Raw genomic sequence first — 16978 nt, 5'->3', positions numbered from 1 at the left:
GGTGCCTGAGCTCGACCGGCTGGTAGCGGCAACAGCGCGGCGCGATGTGCTCGTGGTGACCGGCCCCGAGGCCGCGGTGTACCTGCACGGCCAGATCTCGGCCGACGTGGAGGCCATGGAGATCGGCCAGAGCACCCTGTCGTTCCTGCTGGAACCACGAGGGCGGATCGAGGCGCTCTTCGCCATCAGCCGCACCGGCCCCGAGACCTACATTGCCGACATCGAGCCCGGCTTCGGCGAGGCGACATCCGCATCGCTTGAGCGTTTCAAGCTGCGGACGCGTGCCGATTTCTCCCTGCATGAATGGCAGATGCACGCGGTGCGCGGACCCCTGGTGGCAGGCGAATCGGCGGTCGGCGCTTCGAGCGCCGGCCCGGCCGAAGCCCCTGAGCACGTGGTGCGCCCCACGCACTGGCCGCTGGCCAGTGGCCACGACCTGCTGGTCGGCTCGGGCAGCGAGGCTGCTGCGTTGGCCGACGGCGCCGAGCAGGTCTCGGCGGACGAGTTCGAGGCGCTCCGCATGGCCTACGGCCTGCCGGCCATGGGCATCGAGATCCAACCGGGCGACATCCCCAACGAGACCGGCCTCGTCGAGCGAGCTGCGTCGTTCACCAAGGGCTGCTACCGGGGCCAGGAGCTGGTGGAGCGAATCGACTCGCGCACCGGAGGGCGACGGTGCATTCAGCGCTTCCGAGCTGCGGGCGATGTCTCGCCAGGTGACGGGCTCTGCGGCACCGACGGCGCCGGCATCGGCACCGTGCTGAGTACCGCTTCGCTGGCTGGCGCCGTCGTCGGATTCGCATCTGTGCAACGAGGTGTCGGCGGCGAGGTGCGCGTTGACGGCGGCCCGCCCGTCGCTCTTGCCGACCTGTTCTGATCTCGCCGCTGGGATCGGTGCCGGTACGCTCGCAGGCTGTTGTCGAGTCGAACGGATCGCAGGGAGCAACGACATGGCAAAGACGGCACTCCTGGCCAAGCTGACCGCCAAAGAAGGCATGCGTGACGAGCTGCTCGCAGTGATCGCCGACATCGGCATGAGCAACGTCGCCGGCGAGCCGGGCACCGAGGTATACGCCGCCCACAAGGATCAGAACGACGCCGACGTGGTGTGGTTCTACGAGCTGTACAGCGACCAGGATGCGCTCGCAGCCCACGGCGGCTCGGAGCAGATGAAGGTCTTCGGCCAGGCCACTCGTGAGTTCATGGCGGCCCGTCCCGAGCTCATCTTCCTCGACCCAGCCGTGGCCAAGGGTCTCGATTTCTGACCCTGGCTCAGCGAACAAGAGCGGGACACATGGGCCCGCTGCCGCGAGGGATCGCCTGACATGCCGGTAGTGACATGTTCGTAAAGATCTGTGGCGTCACGAACGAAGAGGATGCGCTGGTCGCCGTCGGCATGGGTGCCGACGCCGTCGGCTTCAACTTCGTGCCCGGGTCGCCACGGCAGATCTCCCCGAGGCTGGCCAGGGACATCGTTCGCCGACTGCCGGGCGGCGTCGTCACGGTCGGTGTATTCCGCAACGAGCTGCCCGAGCGGGTCGTGCAGATCATGGATGGAGCCGGTCTGCGCCTGGCTCAGTTGCACGGCAATGAGACCACGGCCGACAGCCGCTGGATCGCCGAGCGGGTGCCCGGCCTGATCAAGGCATTCGTCGCGGGAGATCCCAATGTGGAACGGGTGCGTGATTACGGCGCTTCGGTGCTCATGCTGGACGGCTCCGAGCCCGGCAGCGGGCGTGTCTTCGACTGGCGGCAACTCGAGGGCCGAGATCGCGGCATGAGACTGCTGCTTGCGGGCGGGCTGCGCGCCTCGAACGTGGCGCAGGCCATTGAGGTCGTGCGGCCGTGGGGCGTGGATGTGGCGTCGGGCGTCGAGTCCGAGCCCGGCCGCAAGGATGTGCTCGCCATGCGCGAGTTCGTCACGGCAGCCAAGGAGGCCGGGGCCCTCTACGAGGAGGCCGACGAGTCGGAGTCGCCAGAACAGGGCGCACCGTACGACTGGCGCGACGACTAAGCGAGGGGCGACATGGCTGCAGCAACTGACGGTCCCACGCCCGGTCACCGGTCGGTCATGGGCGAGCCCACGCCCGATGGGCGATTCGGCGACTTCGGTGGCCGATTCGTTCCCGAGACGCTGGTCGCAGCGTGCGAGGAGCTTGAGGCGGCATTCCGGGAGGCCTGGGCCGACCCGGCGTTCGTGGCCGAATTCGAGACCACGCTGCGTGACTACGGGGGACGGCCGTCGCCGCTGACCGAATGCCGCAACCTGTCGAGCCAACTGGGTGTGCGCTTGCTGGTCAAGCGCGAAGACCTCAACCACACGGGCTCGCACAAGATCAACAACGTCATCGGGCAGGCGCTGCTGGCCCAGCGCATGGGCAAGACACGGCTCGTGGCCGAGACCGGTGCCGGCCAGCACGGCGTCGCCACAGCAACTGCTGCGGCGCTGCTCGGCATGGAGTGCAAGGTGTACATGGGCGCCGTCGACGTCGACCGTCAGGCCCTGAACGTGTTCCGCATGCGCCTGCTGGGGTCCGAAGTGGAGTCGGTGCAGTCGGGCAGCCGCACGCTCAAGGATGCCGTCAACGAGGCGCTGCGGGACTGGGTGGCCACCGTCGAGAACACGCACTACTGCCTCGGCTCGGTGATGGGCCCCCATCCCTACCCGTGGATGGTGCGCACGTTCCACCACATCCTCGGCGACGAGGCCGCGGCGCAGTGCAAAGACCTCACTGGCGGCGACCCCGACGTGGTGGTCGCGTGTGTCGGCGGGGGCAGCAATGCCGCTGGGATCTTCTCGGGCTTTGCCGACGGCGACGCCCGGCTCGTGGGCGTAGAGCCTGCTGGCGGCGCCGCGGTCGGGCGCGGCGTGCCCGGCGTGGTGCACGGCATGACCAGCTATCTCATGCAGGACGAGGTGGGCCAGGTGATGGAGGCCGAGTCGATCTCGGCCGGGCTTGATTATCCGGGCGTCGGGCCCGAGCACGCCTACCTGGCGGCGATCGGCCGTGCCGAGTACCCGAGCGTGACCGACGCCGAGGTGGTCGAGGCGTTCACGCTGATGAGCAGGGCCGAAGGCATCATCCCGGCGCTGGAGTGCGCTCACGCCCTGGCATGGATTGTCCGGGCGGCACCAGAGATCCCGGGCCAGACGGTGCTGATGAATCTCTCGGGTCGGGGTGACAAGGACGTCGACCAGATGATGGATGTGCTCGGGATGCATGGGCTGAGCGAATGAGGGCACGTTCGTGAGCGAGTCGTCATTGACTGGCGCCGCCGGTCCTTTCGGCGCGCTCGAATCGCATCTGCGGGCTCGGCGCGACCGCGGCGCGAAGCTGCTGGTGCCCTACGTCACGGGCGGTTACAAGGGCTGGCAGCGCGCTGTGGAAGCGGCAGCGGCGGCCGGCGCCGATGCCATCGAGATCGGCGTTCCCTTCTCCGATCCGGTGATGGACGGGCCGGTCATCCAGCAGGCTTCGACTGCGGCCCTGGCCGACGGAGCAACCCCGGCATCGGTGCTGGAGGAAGCACGGGAGCTCGATACCGGCGTGCCGCACGCGGTGATGACCTACTACAACCTCTGCCACCACCAAGGTCACGAGCGCTTCGCTTCAGCGCTGCTCGATGCGGGGGTCTGCGCCGCGATCCTGCCCGACCTGCCCTACGTGGAGGCCGGGCCATGGCTGGAGGCCGCGGCCGAGTCGGGCGTCGAGGCAATCCTGCTGGCAGCTCCCACCACGCCCGAGCACCGGCTCGCAGCGCTGTGCGGAGCATCCCGAGGCTTCGTCTACGCGGTCGGCCTGCTCGGTGTGACCGGCGAGCGGACGGCCCTCGCCCGCACGGCCACCGAGATTGCGGCCCGCTGCCTGGCCGTCACTGATCGACCCGTGCTCACCGGCGTCGGCATCGGTTCGCCGTCCCAAGCCGTTGAGGCGTGTGAAGTGTCCGACGGCGTCATCATCGGCTCTGCAGTCGTCCGCACCTTGATGTCCGACGGTCCCGAGGCCGTGGGCGAGCTCGTGGCTTCCTACCGGACGGCGCTGGACCACGGCTGACCGGTGAGCGCCGCCGATCCGGAACCCGCCGAATCGTCGCGAAGAGGTGCCGCGGCGTACGACGACGACTGCGAGCTGTGCGAGGCCGCCCGCTTCACGCACTGGTACTACGAGGACGAGCTGTGCTGGGTGGCCGATTGCGAAGTGTGCGCCACGCCGATGGTGGTGTGGAAGCGGCATGGAACCGAGCCCCCTCCCGATGAGTTGGCAGCGATGCTGGCTCGGCTGGTCGAAGCGGGTGAACTCAGATTCGGGCCCGGAGGTGGGAGGGTGGACCAGGTGATGCGCCAGATCCCCGATCACTTCCACGCCCACTACCGCGATGCCGACTGGATGTCCCGCCGCTGGATGGAGCCGCCGAGCCGCTACACCGGCGTCGGCACGCCAAGGGAGACCCGATGACCGGCCACGCCGCATTCGGCGGTGCTCGCATTCGGCAGCTCGCCCGGGTGCGGGTGATGCCGTTGTTGGTCGCGATGGCGCTCGTCGTCGCTCTCGCACTGGCGGGTTGTGGCGGCAGCGATGCCACGGAAGCCGACTTGGAGCGGCTTGAGCTGGCGTTCGAGAGCGCCGATGTGACGCTCGGAAGCGAAGTCTTCAGTGACAGCTGCTCGGTGTGTCACGGCAGCGACGGAAGCGGCGGCGTAGGCGCAGCGCTCGGCGGCGTCGACGAGCGCCTGACCGTTCGCAGCCACCTGGAGGTGGTGTGGACCGGTCGTGGCTCGATGCCCCCGTTCGGCGGCATCCTCACCGACGCCGAGATCGCCGCGGTAGTCGCCTACCAGCGGAGCACCTTCGGCGACGAGCGGTAGCTTCGCCGCAGTGAATGACGCAGTGAACGACTCAGCGAGCGATCCAGAATTCCCTCGACCCGCCGATCTGCTGCCGCACCGTGCGCCGTTCCTGTTGGTGGATGAGATCGTCGAGCTCCAGCCCGGCGAGCGCTGCGTGGCGCACTGGCACCTGACCGGTGACGAAGCATTCTTCGCCGGTCATTTCCCGGGCCGCCCCACGCTGCCCGGAGTGCTGATGGTTGAAGCCCTCGCCCAGACCGCCGGCCTCGCCGCAGCTTCGGCATCATCGCTCGAAGGCAAGCTGGCGCTCTTCGGCGGCATCGACAAGGCCCGTTTCCGCCGCCAGGTCACCCCTGGCGACACGCTGCGCCTGGAAGCCACCATCGACCGCCTGTCCGCCCGGGCGGGCCGAGCCTCGGGCACGGCCAGCGTCGAAGGCCAGACCGCCTGCGAAGCCTCGATGATGTTCCTCATAGCCGACGCCGCAGACGTGGACTAAGCCCGCCGAGGGCCCTCGCGGCACAGGGCGTTCCGGCCGTTCTCAACCTCAACACTGAGTGAGATTGGCGCATTTGCGCAGGTCGCGCGAGGCTTTGGGGATGCTCCGCGAAGTCGGGGACGACTTCCAAGCCGATTCACGTCGGCAGGGCACTGCATTCGAGCGGCAGGCCAAGGAGTACCTGGGCGCGCTCGGTTTCGAGCTTCACGGCAAGCAGAGGTTCACCGACATCGGCTGTGAGGTTGATGACGTCGCCGAGGCACCCAACGGTGAGCTCGTGTACTTCGAGTACAAGGGCTCGTTCAAAGGGAATCGACCAGGCATGCGTCGAACCGACACGGTCAAGAAGGCGTTGCTCACCGGCTTCTTGCTGCGTTCCATAGGTGACGACACTCCGTACTACGTACTGACCTCGCACCTGCCTGAGGGCGGCGCAGCTCAGCGAATGATCGACTCAGCGGTGAGCGCAAAGGCCGTGTCAGGCGTGCTGGAGCTCAACGACCCAGCAGCTAGTCAAGCGCTCGCAGAGCGCTTTGGCCCTCCCGCAAGGCCCCGCATGGGACCCGAGAGAACCTGGCAGCCATCCCTGCCAATTGCCCGCCGCGCCTGAACGCAGCTTCGATACCGTCGCCATATGTGTCGGATAGAGGCTTGGACATCGACAGGTTTCGCCGCTGGGTGCTCGGTGATCTGGTTGACAACCGGAATAGAGGCCTGTTTGCGGAATGGCTCGTCGGTGAAGCGCTCGGTGTGATCGATGCACGGACGCCTCGACGGGAGTGGGATGCGTACGACTTGATGTATCGCGAGACGAAGATCGAGGTCAAGGCGTCGGGGCGCAGCCAGAGTTGGAGTCAGGATCAGCCGTCGAAGATTCGATTTGGCATCGATCAGAATGTGAGCTCCTGGACGGCCGCGAGCGGTGAGTGGATCCCGCACAGTCAGCCGCTGCGCTTTGCCGATGTGTATGTCTTCTGCCTGCCTGAGCCTGTGCCGGCCTCCAACGCAAATGTTGCCGATCCCGAATACTGGACGTTTTGGGTTGTTGCTACCGATGTGCTCGATCATGAACTTGGCTCGCAGAAATCGCTTGGCATTCGCACTCTCAACCGCCTGACGTCGTCCGTGACGTGGACCGGCATTCGCGCACGAGTGGATGCCTGCGCGGAAACACGGCGGGCCAATTGAGGCGGCGCAGCGACCGGGGCGCATGCGACCTCGATGACTTGTCAGGTGGTCTCGGCGGAGAGTAGGTCTTCGAATGCTGCAGGAGAGACCACTGGTGGCTGCTGCTCCGGCCATTCGAGTAAGTCGTTGTCGCCGCTCACTATGAGGTCTGCGTGTGCAGCCCGCGCAAGGGCGATGAGGTAGTCGTCGTCCGGATCTCGCGTCGCGGCCGCTATCGGTTCGAGGTCGGGCATCTGCGTGGCTTGGGCAGCGAGTGCCAACAGGTAGCGATCCGCTGCTGAAAGCGGGAGCCTGCGCCGCACGTGGACTCGCTCGAGCACGTCGCTGATCTCAGCGATGAGCTGAGGGCATACCACCAGGTCGAACGTCCGCTGACGCACCCAAGCCGCCATGATTCGAGCCGGAGCGCGTTTGCCAATGAGCGCGGACACATGCACATTTGCGTCGACTACGGCCCGCATGCTCAGATCGAGAGGCCAGAGCGTCGTCTTGGGCGTGTCCTCCGCTGTGCTCTCTCGGCGCGAACGGCCTTGACTTCAGCTACGGCGATCTCCATCGCTTCGGCTTCCGAAAGGGCCTCGCTGGACAGAGCGTTCCGTTCGATCGCCGAGCCAACGTCTTGGCGCAATTGCTCCCAAGCCTCTGTGCGGTCGACGCCGATTGCCTCGACAATTTGATGCCACGATGCGCCGGCCGAAGCGGCGCGCCGGATCTCCGAGCCGAGACAGGAAATCTCGGTCTGGTGCGCCGCTGAGCCCCGCAGGACGTCGAGTGCCTGGGCAATCTCGTCACGCTCGCTGACCGTGGTCACGCTGTCATCGTAGGCACGCTGCCAGCCCGCGCCCAAAGGAATTTGCGCTATTGCGATGCGCCAAGCTTGGGGATCAGTGCTGGAACTGGTCAGCGGAGGTGGGTGGGGCGGGGGTCGGCTAGGCGGCCTAGGGGTGATTGGGCTCGCAGGCCGCCGTCGACCACGATGGCTTCGCCGGTGACGAATGACGACTCGTCGCTGGCGAGCCAGGCGGCGACGCTTGCGATCTCGTCGGGATGGCCGAGGCGGCGCAGTGCGTGGGCCGCCAGGTTGCGTTCGAGCGCCACAGGGTCCTGCATCATCCGCTGCACGGGCGGCGTCTGGATCGTGCCGGGGCAGATGGCGTTGACGCGCACGCCGTCGGGGGCGTGATCGGTGGACAACGCCCGCGTCAGGTTGATCACGGCCGCCTTCGAGGCGGCGTACACCACTGAGCCGCCGTCACCGTGCAGGCCGCTGATCGAGGCCGTGTTGATGATCGAGCCGCCGTCGCGAGCCTCCATCGCCGGCACCGCGTACTTGGCACCCAGGTACACCGAGCGCACGTTGACCTTCATCACGAGGTCCCAGTCGCGAGGCTCCAGCTCCACCGCGGTGCCGGGGCGGATGGTGCCTGCATTGCTGTAGAGCACATCCAGGCCTCCCCAACGGTCCACGGCCGTGGCCACCATCGACTCCACATCGTCAGGCTCCGCGACGTTGGCGCCGAAACCGTGCGCCTCGCCGCCGGCTTCCATGATCGATTCGGCCACACCCTCGGCACGTTCACGGCGGATATCGACGACCAGCACCGACGCACCCTCGGCAGCGAAACGCTTCGCGCTCGCCTCGCCGATGCCCGATGCACCGCCGGTCACGATTGCGACCTTGTCCTTGAGCAGCATGCGATTCCCTCCGAGCGCCGCGCCGGGCCCTGCGGACATCGCGAGGCTGAGCCGATCGGCGAAGCCCTGGCCCGAGCGGCCGTGAGCGTAGCGAACACGAGTGGGCAGCAAAGGGCGATGCGGCGGCGAAGCCTCCTGATCCGCGCACGCACCGGCAGTCCACGTCGGGCCTCGTCTTGCCAACGTGGCTACGTTGTGGCGGCCGATCAGATCGTCCCGATGCGGGCCGAATCAGGGGAGGGCTCGATGGCAAGCGAAGCGTTCTACAGGATCCGCGAGATCATCGCGTCGCAGGCCATGCCTGCCGACATCGATGCCATGCGCAAGGGCATCGAGCTCACTGCGCGCCCGCTGCCCGCCGGCGTTACCGGCGAGATGGTGGACGCGAACGGCGTTCCGTGCGAGATGCAGACGCCCGACGAGACGACCGGCGACGCCATCGTGCAGTACGTGCACGGCGGCGGCTATGTCGCCGGGTCCATCGGCTCGCACCGGAACCTCACCGGCAACTTGGCCCTCCAGCTGGGCTGCCCGGTGCTTTCGGTCGACTACCGCCTGGCGCCCGAGCATCCCCACCCGGCGCCGGTGGAGGACTCGGTTGCGGTGTACCGCTGGCTGCTCGACCGCGGTCACTCCGCCGACAAGATCGCCATCGCGGGTGACTCCGCAGGCGGCGGGCTCACGATGTCGACCCTCATGAAGCTGCGCGACCTCGGGCTGCCGCTGCCGGCCGCAGCCGTGCCCATCTCGCCGTGGGTCGACATGTCGGGCTCCGGCGAGAGCGCCGTGACCCGCTCGGACCGCGACCCGATGGTGACCGCCGACGATCTCACCCGGATCGCCGGGGTCTTCCTCGGCCCCGACGGCGACGCCGCCGATCCCTACGCGTCGCCGCTTGATGGCGACCTGTCGGGTCTGCCGCCGCTGCTGATCCACTGCGGCGACGACGAGGTGCTGCTGAGCGACAGCGAGCGGCTGGCACACAAGGCCCGCACGTCTGGCGTCGACGTGACGCTGGAGGTCTGGCCCGAAATGATCCACGTCTGGCACTCGATGGCGGGCCTGTTCCCCGAGGCCGACCAGGGCGTGGCACGGGTGGCCGAATACCTGAGCGAGCGTCTCGGCGTCTGACGCTGCCCGCCTGCGCTGACGGGCCTGACGGCGAAGGCGGGCTTACGACTTCGCCACGTCGTCGAGGAACCAATCCACCAAATCGAAGCAATTGCGTCGGTTAGCCGCCTCGTTGCGCGCGATTTCGGAAAGGATCACCTCGCGGACGATTCCTACCGATGCCAGGTAGTCATCGCTGGCTTCGCGTAGCCATTCGCTGGCCAGCTCGGTGCTGATCTCGGGATGGAACTGGGTGCCCACGCTGCGGCCCATCCGGAACAGCTGGGGGCAGATCTCGGTGCTGGCGAGCAGCTCAGCGCCGTCGGGCAAATGGAAGCGGTCGTGATGCCACTCCATCCACGGCCCCACTGAAATCGGCAGATCGACGCCGTCGGGCGGCGAGATCCGGTACCAGCCGATCTCGGTCTCGGGGGAGAGGTCCACCGATCCGCCCAGTGCCGCAGCCAGCGCCTGACCGCCGAAGCAGATGCCCAGCACCGGCGTGCCCCGCTCGTGCGAACGGCGGATCAGGTCTAGCTCGGCACCGATCCACGGCTCGATGGCGTCTTCATACACCGAGAAGTACGAACCCGTCACTACGAGCACGTCGAAGTCGTCTTCGGGAAGCGGCTGGAAGTCGGCCGGCCGCGAGGTGTCGGGCACCATCACGTGGACATGCAGCTCGACGCCGCGCTCCACCAAGCGGTCACCGACGAAACCGGGCCGCGACGTCTCCTCGTGTGTGACGACCAGCGCCCTCATGCAGCCAGCTCGACCACGTGTACGGGCAGGCGCTTGATGCCGGAGATGAAGTTGGACCGCAGCCGCTCCATCGGACCGTCCTGCTCGACGCGGACCACCCGCCGCAGCAGCTCCTCGAACACCACCTTGATCTCCATGCGGGCCAGCCACGCTCCCAGGCACAGGTGCGGGCCGTTGCGGCCGAACGCCATGTGCTCGTTGTTCGGGCGGGCCAAGTCGAACCGGAACGGGTGGGTGAAGCGATCGTCGTCATGATCGGCGCTGACGTAGTACAGCACCACTTTGTCGCCGGCTCGCACCTTGGTGCCGCGGATCTCGGTGTCGCAGGTGGCCGTGCGCCGGAAGTGCGTCGTGACCGAGCTGGCGCGCAGCACCTCCTCCACAGCGCTCGCGGTCAGGTCGTCGTCGCCCGCGAGCACCGCTGCCCGCCAGGTGTCGAACAGGTGGGGGTGGGCCATCAGCACCCACAGCCCGTGGGTCATCGTGTAGCGGGTGGTGTCGTTGCCCGCTGCGATCAGCAGCGTGAAGAAGTTCTTGAACTCCAGGTCGGTGAGCGGCGTGCCGTCGGTGGTGGGTGCCAGGAGCTGGCTGATCACGTCTCTGGTCGGGCATTCGCGCCGCTGCGCCGCCTGGGCCGCCGCGTACTCGAAGATCTCCACGGTGGCCGGGCTGCGGAACGGCATGAAGCGGAACTCGTCGGTGTCCACCAAGCCGACGGGGTAGTCGGTGAAGTCGGGGTCGGTGTTGCCGAGCAGCGCGTCGCCCCACTCCACGAGCTGGTGGCCGTCGGCGTCGCTGGTGCCCAGCATGCGGCCCAGCATCCGCATGGGCAGCTCGGTGGCAACTTCGGTCACGAAGTCGAATCGTTCCTCGGTCAGGGCGCGGTCGAGCACCTCGCATGCCAGTCCCCGGATGGCCGCCTCATAGGTGTTGACAACCCGGGGCGTGAACCCGCGGCTCACCAGGCGCCGGTAGCGGGTGTGCTCGGGCGGGTCCATCTCCATCATCGTCTTGCGCGCTTCGAGCTCGTCGGGCGCCATGTCCTCGAGCCGGATGCCCTGCGCGGAGGTGAAGGTCTGGGTGTCGCGGCTGATGCGGAACGCATCGTCGTACTTGGTGACGGCCCAGTAGCCGCGCCCGTCCACCTCGTAGACCCAGGCCACGGGGTCCTCGCGGCGCATCCGGGCGAACGTGGCGTGGGGCACGCCGTGCGTCCACACGTCGTGGTCGGAGATGTTGGCGTCGTCAGGCCCGAAATCGTCGAGGTAGGGCTCGGCCCAGGTGCTCACTGCCTCAGGCTCGCACAGCAGCGGGCGGCTCGGCGACTGCAACATCAACAGCCACCTCCACCGAGGCGACGCCGTGAACGAAGTTGGACGGGATGCGCACGAGGTCGGCCACGCTCGCCGGCCGGATGCCGCGGTCGAGCATGGCTTCGAGCAGCACGGTCAGTTCCATGCGGGCCAGGTAGGCGCCGAGGCAGAAGTGCGGCCCGCCGCCGCCGAAGGCGATCTGTGCGTTGTCTGTCCGGCCGATGTCGAACTCATCGGGCCGCTCGAACACCGCCTCGTCCCGGTTGGCCGACGGGTACCACATCACCACCTTGTCGCCCGCCGAGATCTGGGTGCCTGCCAGCTCGGTGTCAACTGCTGCGGTGCGGCGCATGTGCAGGATCGGCGAGGCCCAGCGGATGATCTCCTCGACAGCGTTGGGAAGCAGCTCACGGTCTGCCGCCAGCCGGTCCCACTGCTCGGGGTGCTCCGCGAACGCCATCGTCCCGTGTGTGATCGCGGTGCGCGTCGTCTCGTTGCCGCCGAACACCAGCACCTGGAAGAAGTTCCGGAACTCGGTAGCTGTCAGGCGGTCGCCGCCGACTTCGGCATGTACCAGGTGGCTCACGACATCGTCGGTGGGATGGGCTAGCCGCTCGTCGCCCAGCTTCGCCCCGTACTCGTACAGCCCCCACGCGGCAGGGCTGCCGAAGGGGAGCAGGCGCAGCGGCGTCGTGTTGCCATAGGCGTCGGGCGGCAGCGACTGCGTCTCGGTGGTGCCTTCGACCAGGTGATTCGACAGCTCCACCATGTAATCGGCGTCTTCGGGAGGCACGCCCAGGATCGCGATGATCACCCGGATCGGCAGCGGCGCTGCGACCAGCTCCACCCAGTCGCCGCCGCCCCGCTCGACCACCACGTCGAGCAACTCGTCGGCGATGGCACGGGTGCGCTCGGTGTAGCGGCGCATCTGGCGGGGCGTGAACGCCTTGGAGACCACCCGACGCAGCCGGGTGTGCGCCGGCGGGTCGTGCTCGAGGATCGATCGGCGGGCCTCCAGCGCGTCGGCTTCGAGGTCCCACAGGTTGACGTGCCCGATGGCCGACGAGAAGCGCTCGGGATGGCGCGACACCTCGCACACGTCGGCGTGGCGTGTCACCGCCCAGAAGCCCCCGTCTACATTCGACTCAGCCTCGTACCGGTTCCAGTGCAGCCCCGGCTGTGAGCGCAGCGTCCGGAAGTCGTCCCAGGGGATGCCGTTCCCGTAGCGGCCGGCATCGGCGATGTCGATGTCAGCGGGCGGCTCGCTCGGCGCCGATCCATCGGTCACGATGTCAACTCCATGTTCGTTCGGGCCAATGCGGTTTCGGGAAGCACAGCCGAATGGTAAAGCTGTGCCCGCCCGCGAGCCGACCAGGCGCGTCCATCACACGCGAACTCCACGAAGGAATGAACCCATGAGCGAGATTGCCGACATCCAGAGCACCCTGCGGATGGCCGATGTGCACACCGTCGAGGTGGCCATCGTCGACACCTACGGGCACCTGCGCGGCAAGCGCTTTCCTGTCGACCACTTCCTGCGCTCGGTCGCCGAGGGAGGCTGTCACCTGGCGGATGCCATCTACATCTTCGACCTGCACAACGACCTGGTCGACAGCCCCTACATCAACATGGGTAAGGGCTTTCTCGACACGCATCTGGTCCCGGATCTCGGCACGCTCAGGCTCTTCGGCCACCGTCCCGGCTATGCGCTGGTGTTCGCCGACAGTCTGGAGCCGCCGCACCGTCTCCACCCCATCGCGCCCCGCACGGTGCTGGCCCGCCAGATCGCGCGCTGCCGGACACTGGGCTACAGCCCGCTCGTGGCCACCGAGATGGAGTTCTACCTGTGCGAGGCCGACTGGTCGCATACACAGAGCCACATCCAGTACTCGTCGCTCACCGACCGCTCAGACCTCGAGTCGGTGCTGCTGGCGATGCGCCTCGCGATGATCGATGCCGGCATCCCGGTCGAATCGTCGAATCCCGAGTACGGACCCGGCCAGATCGAGATCAACGTGCAGTACTCCGATGCCATGACCACGGCCGACAACACCGCGCTCTACAAGAGCATTGTGAAGGAGATCGCCGAGGAGACCGGGCTGAAGGCCACGTTCATGCCCAAGCCGTGGACCGAGCCGTCGGGCAGCGGCATGCATGTGCACACGAGCCTCGTAGACGTGAGCCACCGCGCTCCTGGCGGCGGCGAGCAGCCGCACGAAGCAGCGAGCTCCAACGCGTTCGCCAGCTCCGAGGAGCGGCCCAACGACGTGATGTCGCACTGGCTCGCCGGTCAGCTCGACAACGCCGCGGCGCTGTCGCTGCTCGGCAGCCCCGTGCCCAACGGCTACAAGCGCGTGCGTCCCTACACATTCGCTCCCACTCACGTGCACTGGGGGCTCGACAACCGCTCGGTGATGTGCCGATGCACGGTCGGCGCGGACAATGCGAACCGCGTGGAGTTCCGGTCTGCGGGCGCGGATGCCAACCCGTACCTGATGATCGCTGGCCTGCTGGCAGCAGGCGCCGACGGCCTCGAGCGCCGCGCCGACCCGGGCCCGATGAGCGTGGGCGACATGTACGACGATCCTGGCGACGCGGTGCCGCTGCCCGCCAACGCCGCCGACGGCATCGCGGCCTTCGAGGGCAGCTCGCTGGCCGCTGCACTGGGGGAGGAGTTCTCGACCAACTTCGTGCTGATGGCCAAGGCCGAGCTCGACAAGTTCACCGAGGCCGGCTGCGACCCGACAGGCGACGAAGTGACCGATTGGGAGCGAGATCGCTACCTCGAATTCACCTAAGGGAGAGTTCGCCCCGCTGAGATCGCCAGTTGGGCAGGAACTTGCTCAGTGGTAGGGGAGGTACTCGTTGATCTCCCATTCGCTGATGTCGTCGGAGGGTTCGCCGACGGCGGCTGCGTAGCGTTCCCACTCGGCGTCTTTGATGGCGAGGAAGTTGTCGACGAGGTCGCTGCTGACGGCTTCGGCGAGTGCAGTGTCAGCACGCAGATGGTCCAAGGCGTCGGTCAGGTTGAGCGCTGAGGTGACCTCGGTGTTCCACGCTTCCATGCCGTCGTTGGTCTCCGGATCGGGGCAGGGCAGCTCGTCGATCACGCCGAGGCGCGCCGCCTGGAGCACCGCGGCGATGGCCGTGTGGACGTTGCACGTGCCGTCGGCCAGGCGTGACTCGATGCGTGTGCGCGCCCCCCGCTCGGGCGGCACACGAGTGCCGACCACACGGTGGTCGTAGCCCCAGTTGGCCCGCCGTCCGCTGAACGTGAACGGCCGCAAGCGCCGGTAGGCGTTCACCGTGGGGGCGCACAGCGGCGTGAGCCCTTGGTGATGGGCGCACAGCCCGGCCAGGCAGCTCTTTGCCAGCTCCGACAGGCCGTCGACGGCACTGGTGTCGGCAAGCGCATTGTTGCCGTCGGCATCGACCAGCGAGAAGTTCACGTGGACGCCGTTGCCTTCCAGCTCCGCATACGGCTTGCCGAGGAACGTGAGGCGGCGGCCACGATCCATGGCGCATTCACGCGCCAGCACCTTGAACAGAAAGGCGTCGTCGGCAGCCCGCAGCGCATCGGCGTAGCGGAGCGTCAGCTCGAACTGGCCCGAGTCGAACTCGGCGTTGACCGACTCCAGCACGATCTCGCTTCCGGCCGCGAGGTCCACGATGTCGTCGATCAGACCGATCGGGTCCACGTAGCGCCCGGTGCCGTAGACGTACGACTCGGGCGTGTCCCACCGCTGCCAGCCGTGCTCCGGGGTGTGCTCGAGCACGTATGCCTCGAACTCGATGCCCACCATCGGGCGATAGCCCAACGCCTCCCAGTCGGCGACGGCCTTGCGCAGCGCATATCTGGCCGAGAAGCGGAACGGCTCGCCTCGCTGGGACAGGTCGCAGACAGCCACCTGGGTGCGGTCGTCATCCCAGCCGGGCCGCAGGTCGGCCTCGTCGAAGGTGGCGTGCATGTCGGGAAAGCCGTCGAGCACGCCCGAGCCAGGCGCAGCGATGAACGAGCGGTCGTAGGCCAGGCTGAACACGGCTGCCGCATGGCCGGTGCCATCGTGTGCGAAGGCGGACGGCACGTACTTGCCCCGTGCGAGACCCAGATGGTCGGGCCACAGCATGCGGACACGTTCATTGGCCATGGCTGTTCCTTGTCGCTGTTCGGATCGCTATACGGGCCGGGGCGATCAGCAGAAGCTATACGAGCCTTTCTCAGCGGAGGGCTAGCATCGGCTCCGATCCACGGGAGGGGTTCATCATGAAACGACGCGCATTGGCCTTGCTGGCCGTAGTTGCGCTGCTCGGTGCCGCATGCGGAAGCGACGACGACACCACGGGCAGCGACGCCGCCGGCGAGACGATGTCCAGCATCGACATCGATCACATCCTCAGCGCCGATCTCGCCAACTGCGAAGAGGCGCCCACCGGCGACCCGATCCGTGTCGGTATGGCGATGGACTTCAGCGACGTGGTCGGCTTCGTCGACATCCCGGGCTCGAAGCTCGTGCCGTACATCGCCGAGCTCGCCAACTGCCGCGGCGGCTTCAACGGCCGGCCGGTGGAAGTGCGCGTGGCCGAAGTGGGCGACGACGCTGCGCTCGCCACCGAAGACCTCCTGGACTGGGGAGCGCACTTCCTGATCGGCCCGCCGTTCGCCGACTTCGCGCTGCCGATCCTGCAGACCACCGGCGGCGACGTCCCGCTGTTCGTGGCGGCATCCACCGAGCCGACGCTGGCAGATGCGTCCATCAACTCGTACTTGGTCACCTTCGACGACCACCAGATGTCGGGTGCGGCCGCCCAGTGGGCGCTCGACCAGGGCATCACAAGGGCCATCGTGTTCACCGAGGGCGAGGGCATTCCCTACACCGGAGTCAATCCCGATGCGTTCATCGCTGCGTTCGAAGCCGGCGGCGGCGAGGTGGTGAGCGTGCAGACCTACGTCTGGTTCGTCGACACCGACTTCTCCTCGCAGGTGAACGAGATCGCCCAGATCTCCGAGAACAACGAGGTGGTCTTCTCGGCGGCCCTGGGCTTCCAGGTCACCGCGCTGCGGGGCCAGCTCGAAGGCCAGGGTCTCGACAGCCTCACCTACGTCGGCACCGACGCGCTGGATGCCACCGGCATCCAGGTGGAGGCGAACAACGAGGGCATCGCCCACACGCCGCACACCAGCATCACTGCGGGCGACCGCATCGATTCGATGCTCGCTGCATTCGAGGCTCACGAGGGCGAGGCGCTCGAGAGCCGTGGCTTCATGGCGCTCTATGTCGACTCGATGTTCATCGGCATCCAGGGCATGCTCGACTGCGGCTGCGACGACACCGCCCAGATCGGCGAGGCCGTCCAGCAGATCTCCGGATTCCAGGGGCTGTCGGGCGAGATCACCTACGAAGGCACCAACGGCATCCCGCCGAAGGCTGTGCCGATCAACCGCATCGTGGACGGCGAGGATGTGCTCGTCGACACCATCACCATCAAGTAAGCGCAACATCAAGTAGCGCGCCCTCGAGCAGGTCCGTTCCGGCACCGTCGCAGCGGACCCCAACGCCCAGC

General features: G+C 67.4%; 20 protein-coding genes. 13 read left to right on the top strand and 7 right to left on the bottom strand.

Annotated features, from left to right (window positions below):
* Nucleotide 1: 1 nt before the first annotated feature.
* The 10 genes from ACOGXD_RS00430 to ACOGXD_RS00385 all read left to right on the top strand — a co-directional run bounded on the left by ACOGXD_RS00430 (nt 2) and on the right by ACOGXD_RS00385 (nt 6536).
* Complete coding sequence (locus ACOGXD_RS00430; RefSeq protein WP_419915976.1) at nt 2-877, top strand: YgfZ/GcvT domain-containing protein; 876 nt, start codon at nt 2-4, stop codon at nt 875-877.
* Nucleotides 878-950: 73 nt separating this feature from the next.
* Nucleotides 951-1265, top strand: coding sequence for a putative quinol monooxygenase (locus ACOGXD_RS00425; protein ID WP_323673075.1), 315 nt, complete (start codon nt 951-953; stop codon nt 1263-1265).
* Between the two features lie 74 nt (nt 1266-1339).
* Complete coding sequence (locus ACOGXD_RS00420) at nt 1340-2014, top strand: phosphoribosylanthranilate isomerase (RefSeq protein WP_419915975.1); 675 nt, start codon at nt 1340-1342, stop codon at nt 2012-2014.
* A gap of 12 nt (nt 2015-2026) precedes the next feature.
* Complete coding sequence (gene trpB / locus ACOGXD_RS00415; RefSeq protein WP_419915974.1) at nt 2027-3238, top strand: tryptophan synthase subunit beta; 1212 nt, start codon at nt 2027-2029, stop codon at nt 3236-3238.
* A gap of 10 nt (nt 3239-3248) precedes the next feature.
* On the top strand, nt 3249-4055 hold the full coding sequence (gene trpA, locus ACOGXD_RS00410) for a tryptophan synthase subunit alpha (protein ID WP_419915973.1): 807 nt from the start codon (nt 3249-3251) through the stop codon (nt 4053-4055).
* Between the two features lie 3 nt (nt 4056-4058).
* The gene (locus ACOGXD_RS00405; protein WP_419915972.1) at nt 4059-4457 is read left to right on the top strand and encodes a hypothetical protein; all 399 of its coding nucleotides are present in this window, start codon (nt 4059-4061) and stop codon (nt 4455-4457) included.
* Nucleotides 4454-4867: a c-type cytochrome gene (locus tag ACOGXD_RS00400; protein ID WP_419915971.1), complete on the top strand. Its 414-nt coding sequence runs from the start codon at nt 4454-4456 to the stop codon at nt 4865-4867. Before ACOGXD_RS00405 ends, ACOGXD_RS00400 begins: the two co-directional genes overlap by 4 nt.
* A 10-nt stretch (nt 4868-4877) precedes the next feature.
* Nucleotides 4878-5348, top strand: coding sequence for a 3-hydroxyacyl-ACP dehydratase FabZ (fabZ, locus tag ACOGXD_RS00395; RefSeq protein WP_419915970.1), 471 nt, complete (start codon nt 4878-4880; stop codon nt 5346-5348).
* A 100-nt stretch (nt 5349-5448) separates the two neighbouring features.
* Nucleotides 5449-5958 (top strand): hypothetical protein, encoded by a 510-nt coding sequence (locus tag ACOGXD_RS00390; protein ID WP_419915969.1) that lies wholly within the window; start codon nt 5449-5451, stop codon nt 5956-5958.
* 41 nt (nt 5959-5999) lie between these two features.
* Entirely contained in the window at nt 6000-6536 is a 537-nt protein-coding gene (locus tag ACOGXD_RS00385; RefSeq protein WP_419915968.1) for a hypothetical protein, read from the top strand.
* A gap of 41 nt (nt 6537-6577) precedes the next feature.
* Here ACOGXD_RS00385 and ACOGXD_RS00380 read toward each other — a convergent pair whose 3' ends face one another.
* The 3 genes from ACOGXD_RS00380 to ACOGXD_RS00370 all read right to left on the bottom strand — a co-directional run bounded on the left by ACOGXD_RS00380 (nt 6578) and on the right by ACOGXD_RS00370 (nt 8270).
* Nucleotides 6578-6997, bottom strand: a complete 420-nt coding sequence (locus ACOGXD_RS00380) for a putative toxin-antitoxin system toxin component, PIN family (RefSeq protein ID WP_419915967.1) — start codon at nt 6995-6997, stop codon at nt 6578-6580.
* Between the two features lie 2 nt (nt 6998-6999).
* A complete protein-coding gene (locus tag ACOGXD_RS00375; protein WP_419915966.1) occupies nt 7000-7347 on the bottom strand; it encodes a hypothetical protein in 348 nt (115 codons plus the stop codon).
* Nucleotides 7348-7436: 89 nt separating this feature from the next.
* Entirely contained in the window at nt 7437-8270 is an 834-nt protein-coding gene (locus tag ACOGXD_RS00370) for an SDR family NAD(P)-dependent oxidoreductase (protein WP_419915965.1), read from the bottom strand.
* 207 nt (nt 8271-8477) lie between these two features.
* Between ACOGXD_RS00370 and ACOGXD_RS00365 the strand changes: the two genes are divergently transcribed.
* A complete protein-coding gene (locus tag ACOGXD_RS00365; RefSeq protein WP_419915964.1) occupies nt 8478-9362 on the top strand; it encodes an alpha/beta hydrolase in 885 nt (294 codons plus the stop codon).
* 42 nt (nt 9363-9404) lie between these two features.
* On the opposite strand, the gene ACOGXD_RS00360 is transcribed toward ACOGXD_RS00365, so the two are convergent.
* The 3 genes from ACOGXD_RS00360 to ACOGXD_RS00350 are packed head-to-tail and all read right to left on the bottom strand — an operon-like array spanning nt 9405 to nt 12704.
* Nucleotides 9405-10103 (bottom strand): type 1 glutamine amidotransferase, encoded by a 699-nt coding sequence (locus ACOGXD_RS00360; protein ID WP_419915963.1) that lies wholly within the window; start codon nt 10101-10103, stop codon nt 9405-9407.
* On the bottom strand, nt 10100-11437 hold the full coding sequence (locus tag ACOGXD_RS00355; RefSeq protein WP_419915962.1) for a cytochrome P450: 1338 nt from the start codon (nt 11435-11437) through the stop codon (nt 10100-10102). The genes ACOGXD_RS00360 and ACOGXD_RS00355 overlap by 4 nt, the downstream gene beginning before the upstream one ends.
* Entirely contained in the window at nt 11397-12704 is a 1308-nt protein-coding gene (locus ACOGXD_RS00350) for a cytochrome P450 (protein ID WP_419915961.1), read from the bottom strand. Before ACOGXD_RS00350 ends, ACOGXD_RS00355 begins: the two co-directional genes overlap by 41 nt.
* A 127-nt stretch (nt 12705-12831) precedes the next feature.
* Between ACOGXD_RS00350 and ACOGXD_RS00345 the strand changes: the two genes are divergently transcribed.
* Nucleotides 12832-14214 carry a glutamine synthetase family protein gene (locus tag ACOGXD_RS00345; RefSeq protein ID WP_419915960.1) on the top strand — a complete coding sequence of 461 codons (1383 nt, stop codon included), beginning with the start codon at nt 12832-12834 and terminating at the stop codon, nt 14212-14214.
* A 45-nt stretch (nt 14215-14259) separates the two neighbouring features.
* Here ACOGXD_RS00345 and ACOGXD_RS00340 read toward each other — a convergent pair whose 3' ends face one another.
* On the bottom strand, nt 14260-15564 hold the full coding sequence (locus ACOGXD_RS00340; RefSeq protein ID WP_419915959.1) for a glutamine synthetase: 1305 nt from the start codon (nt 15562-15564) through the stop codon (nt 14260-14262).
* Nucleotides 15565-15680: 116 nt separating this feature from the next.
* Here ACOGXD_RS00340 and ACOGXD_RS00335 point away from each other — a divergent pair, with 116 nt between their 5' ends.
* Nucleotides 15681-16907, top strand: a complete 1227-nt coding sequence (locus ACOGXD_RS00335; RefSeq protein ID WP_419915958.1) for an ABC transporter substrate-binding protein — start codon at nt 15681-15683, stop codon at nt 16905-16907.
* Nucleotides 16908-16978: the final 71 nt, after the last annotated feature.

Origin of the sequence: Candidatus Poriferisodalis sp. (assembly GCF_965204125.1) — a bacterium.
Lineage (GTDB): Bacteria > Actinomycetota > Acidimicrobiia > Acidimicrobiales > Poriferisodalaceae > Poriferisodalis.
This window is presented reverse-complemented; position numbering and strand designations above follow the sequence as displayed.

What these genes read in the sequence shown, in the direction of transcription:
- ACOGXD_RS00335 (WP_419915958.1), top strand. Translation starts at nt 15,681, where the DNA reads ATGAAACGACGCGCATTGGCCTTGCTGGCCGTAGTTGCGCTGCTCGGT.
- ACOGXD_RS00380 (WP_419915967.1), bottom strand. Translation starts at nt 6,997, where the DNA reads ATGCGGGCCGTAGTCGACGCAAATGTGCATGTGTCCGCGCTCATTGGC.
- ACOGXD_RS00345 (WP_419915960.1), top strand. Translation starts at nt 12,832, where the DNA reads ATGAGCGAGATTGCCGACATCCAGAGCACCCTGCGGATGGCCGATGTG.
- ACOGXD_RS00360 (WP_419915963.1), bottom strand. Translation starts at nt 10,103, where the DNA reads ATGAGGGCGCTGGTCGTCACACACGAGGAGACGTCGCGGCCCGGTTTC.
- ACOGXD_RS00425 (WP_323673075.1), top strand. Translation starts at nt 951, where the DNA reads ATGGCAAAGACGGCACTCCTGGCCAAGCTGACCGCCAAAGAAGGCATG.
- ACOGXD_RS00390 (WP_419915969.1), top strand. Translation starts at nt 5,449, where the DNA reads ATGCTCCGCGAAGTCGGGGACGACTTCCAAGCCGATTCACGTCGGCAG.
- ACOGXD_RS00340 (WP_419915959.1), bottom strand. Translation starts at nt 15,564, where the DNA reads ATGGCCAATGAACGTGTCCGCATGCTGTGGCCCGACCATCTGGGTCTC.
- ACOGXD_RS00355 (WP_419915962.1), bottom strand. Translation starts at nt 11,437, where the DNA reads ATGTTGCAGTCGCCGAGCCGCCCGCTGCTGTGCGAGCCTGAGGCAGTG.
- ACOGXD_RS00370 (WP_419915965.1), bottom strand. Translation starts at nt 8,270, where the DNA reads ATGTCCGCAGGGCCCGGCGCGGCGCTCGGAGGGAATCGCATGCTGCTC.
- trpB (WP_419915974.1), top strand. Translation starts at nt 2,027, where the DNA reads ATGGCTGCAGCAACTGACGGTCCCACGCCCGGTCACCGGTCGGTCATG.
- ACOGXD_RS00400 (WP_419915971.1), top strand. Translation starts at nt 4,454, where the DNA reads ATGACCGGCCACGCCGCATTCGGCGGTGCTCGCATTCGGCAGCTCGCC.
- ACOGXD_RS00365 (WP_419915964.1), top strand. Translation starts at nt 8,478, where the DNA reads ATGGCAAGCGAAGCGTTCTACAGGATCCGCGAGATCATCGCGTCGCAG.
- ACOGXD_RS00420 (WP_419915975.1), top strand. Translation starts at nt 1,340, where the DNA reads ATGTTCGTAAAGATCTGTGGCGTCACGAACGAAGAGGATGCGCTGGTC.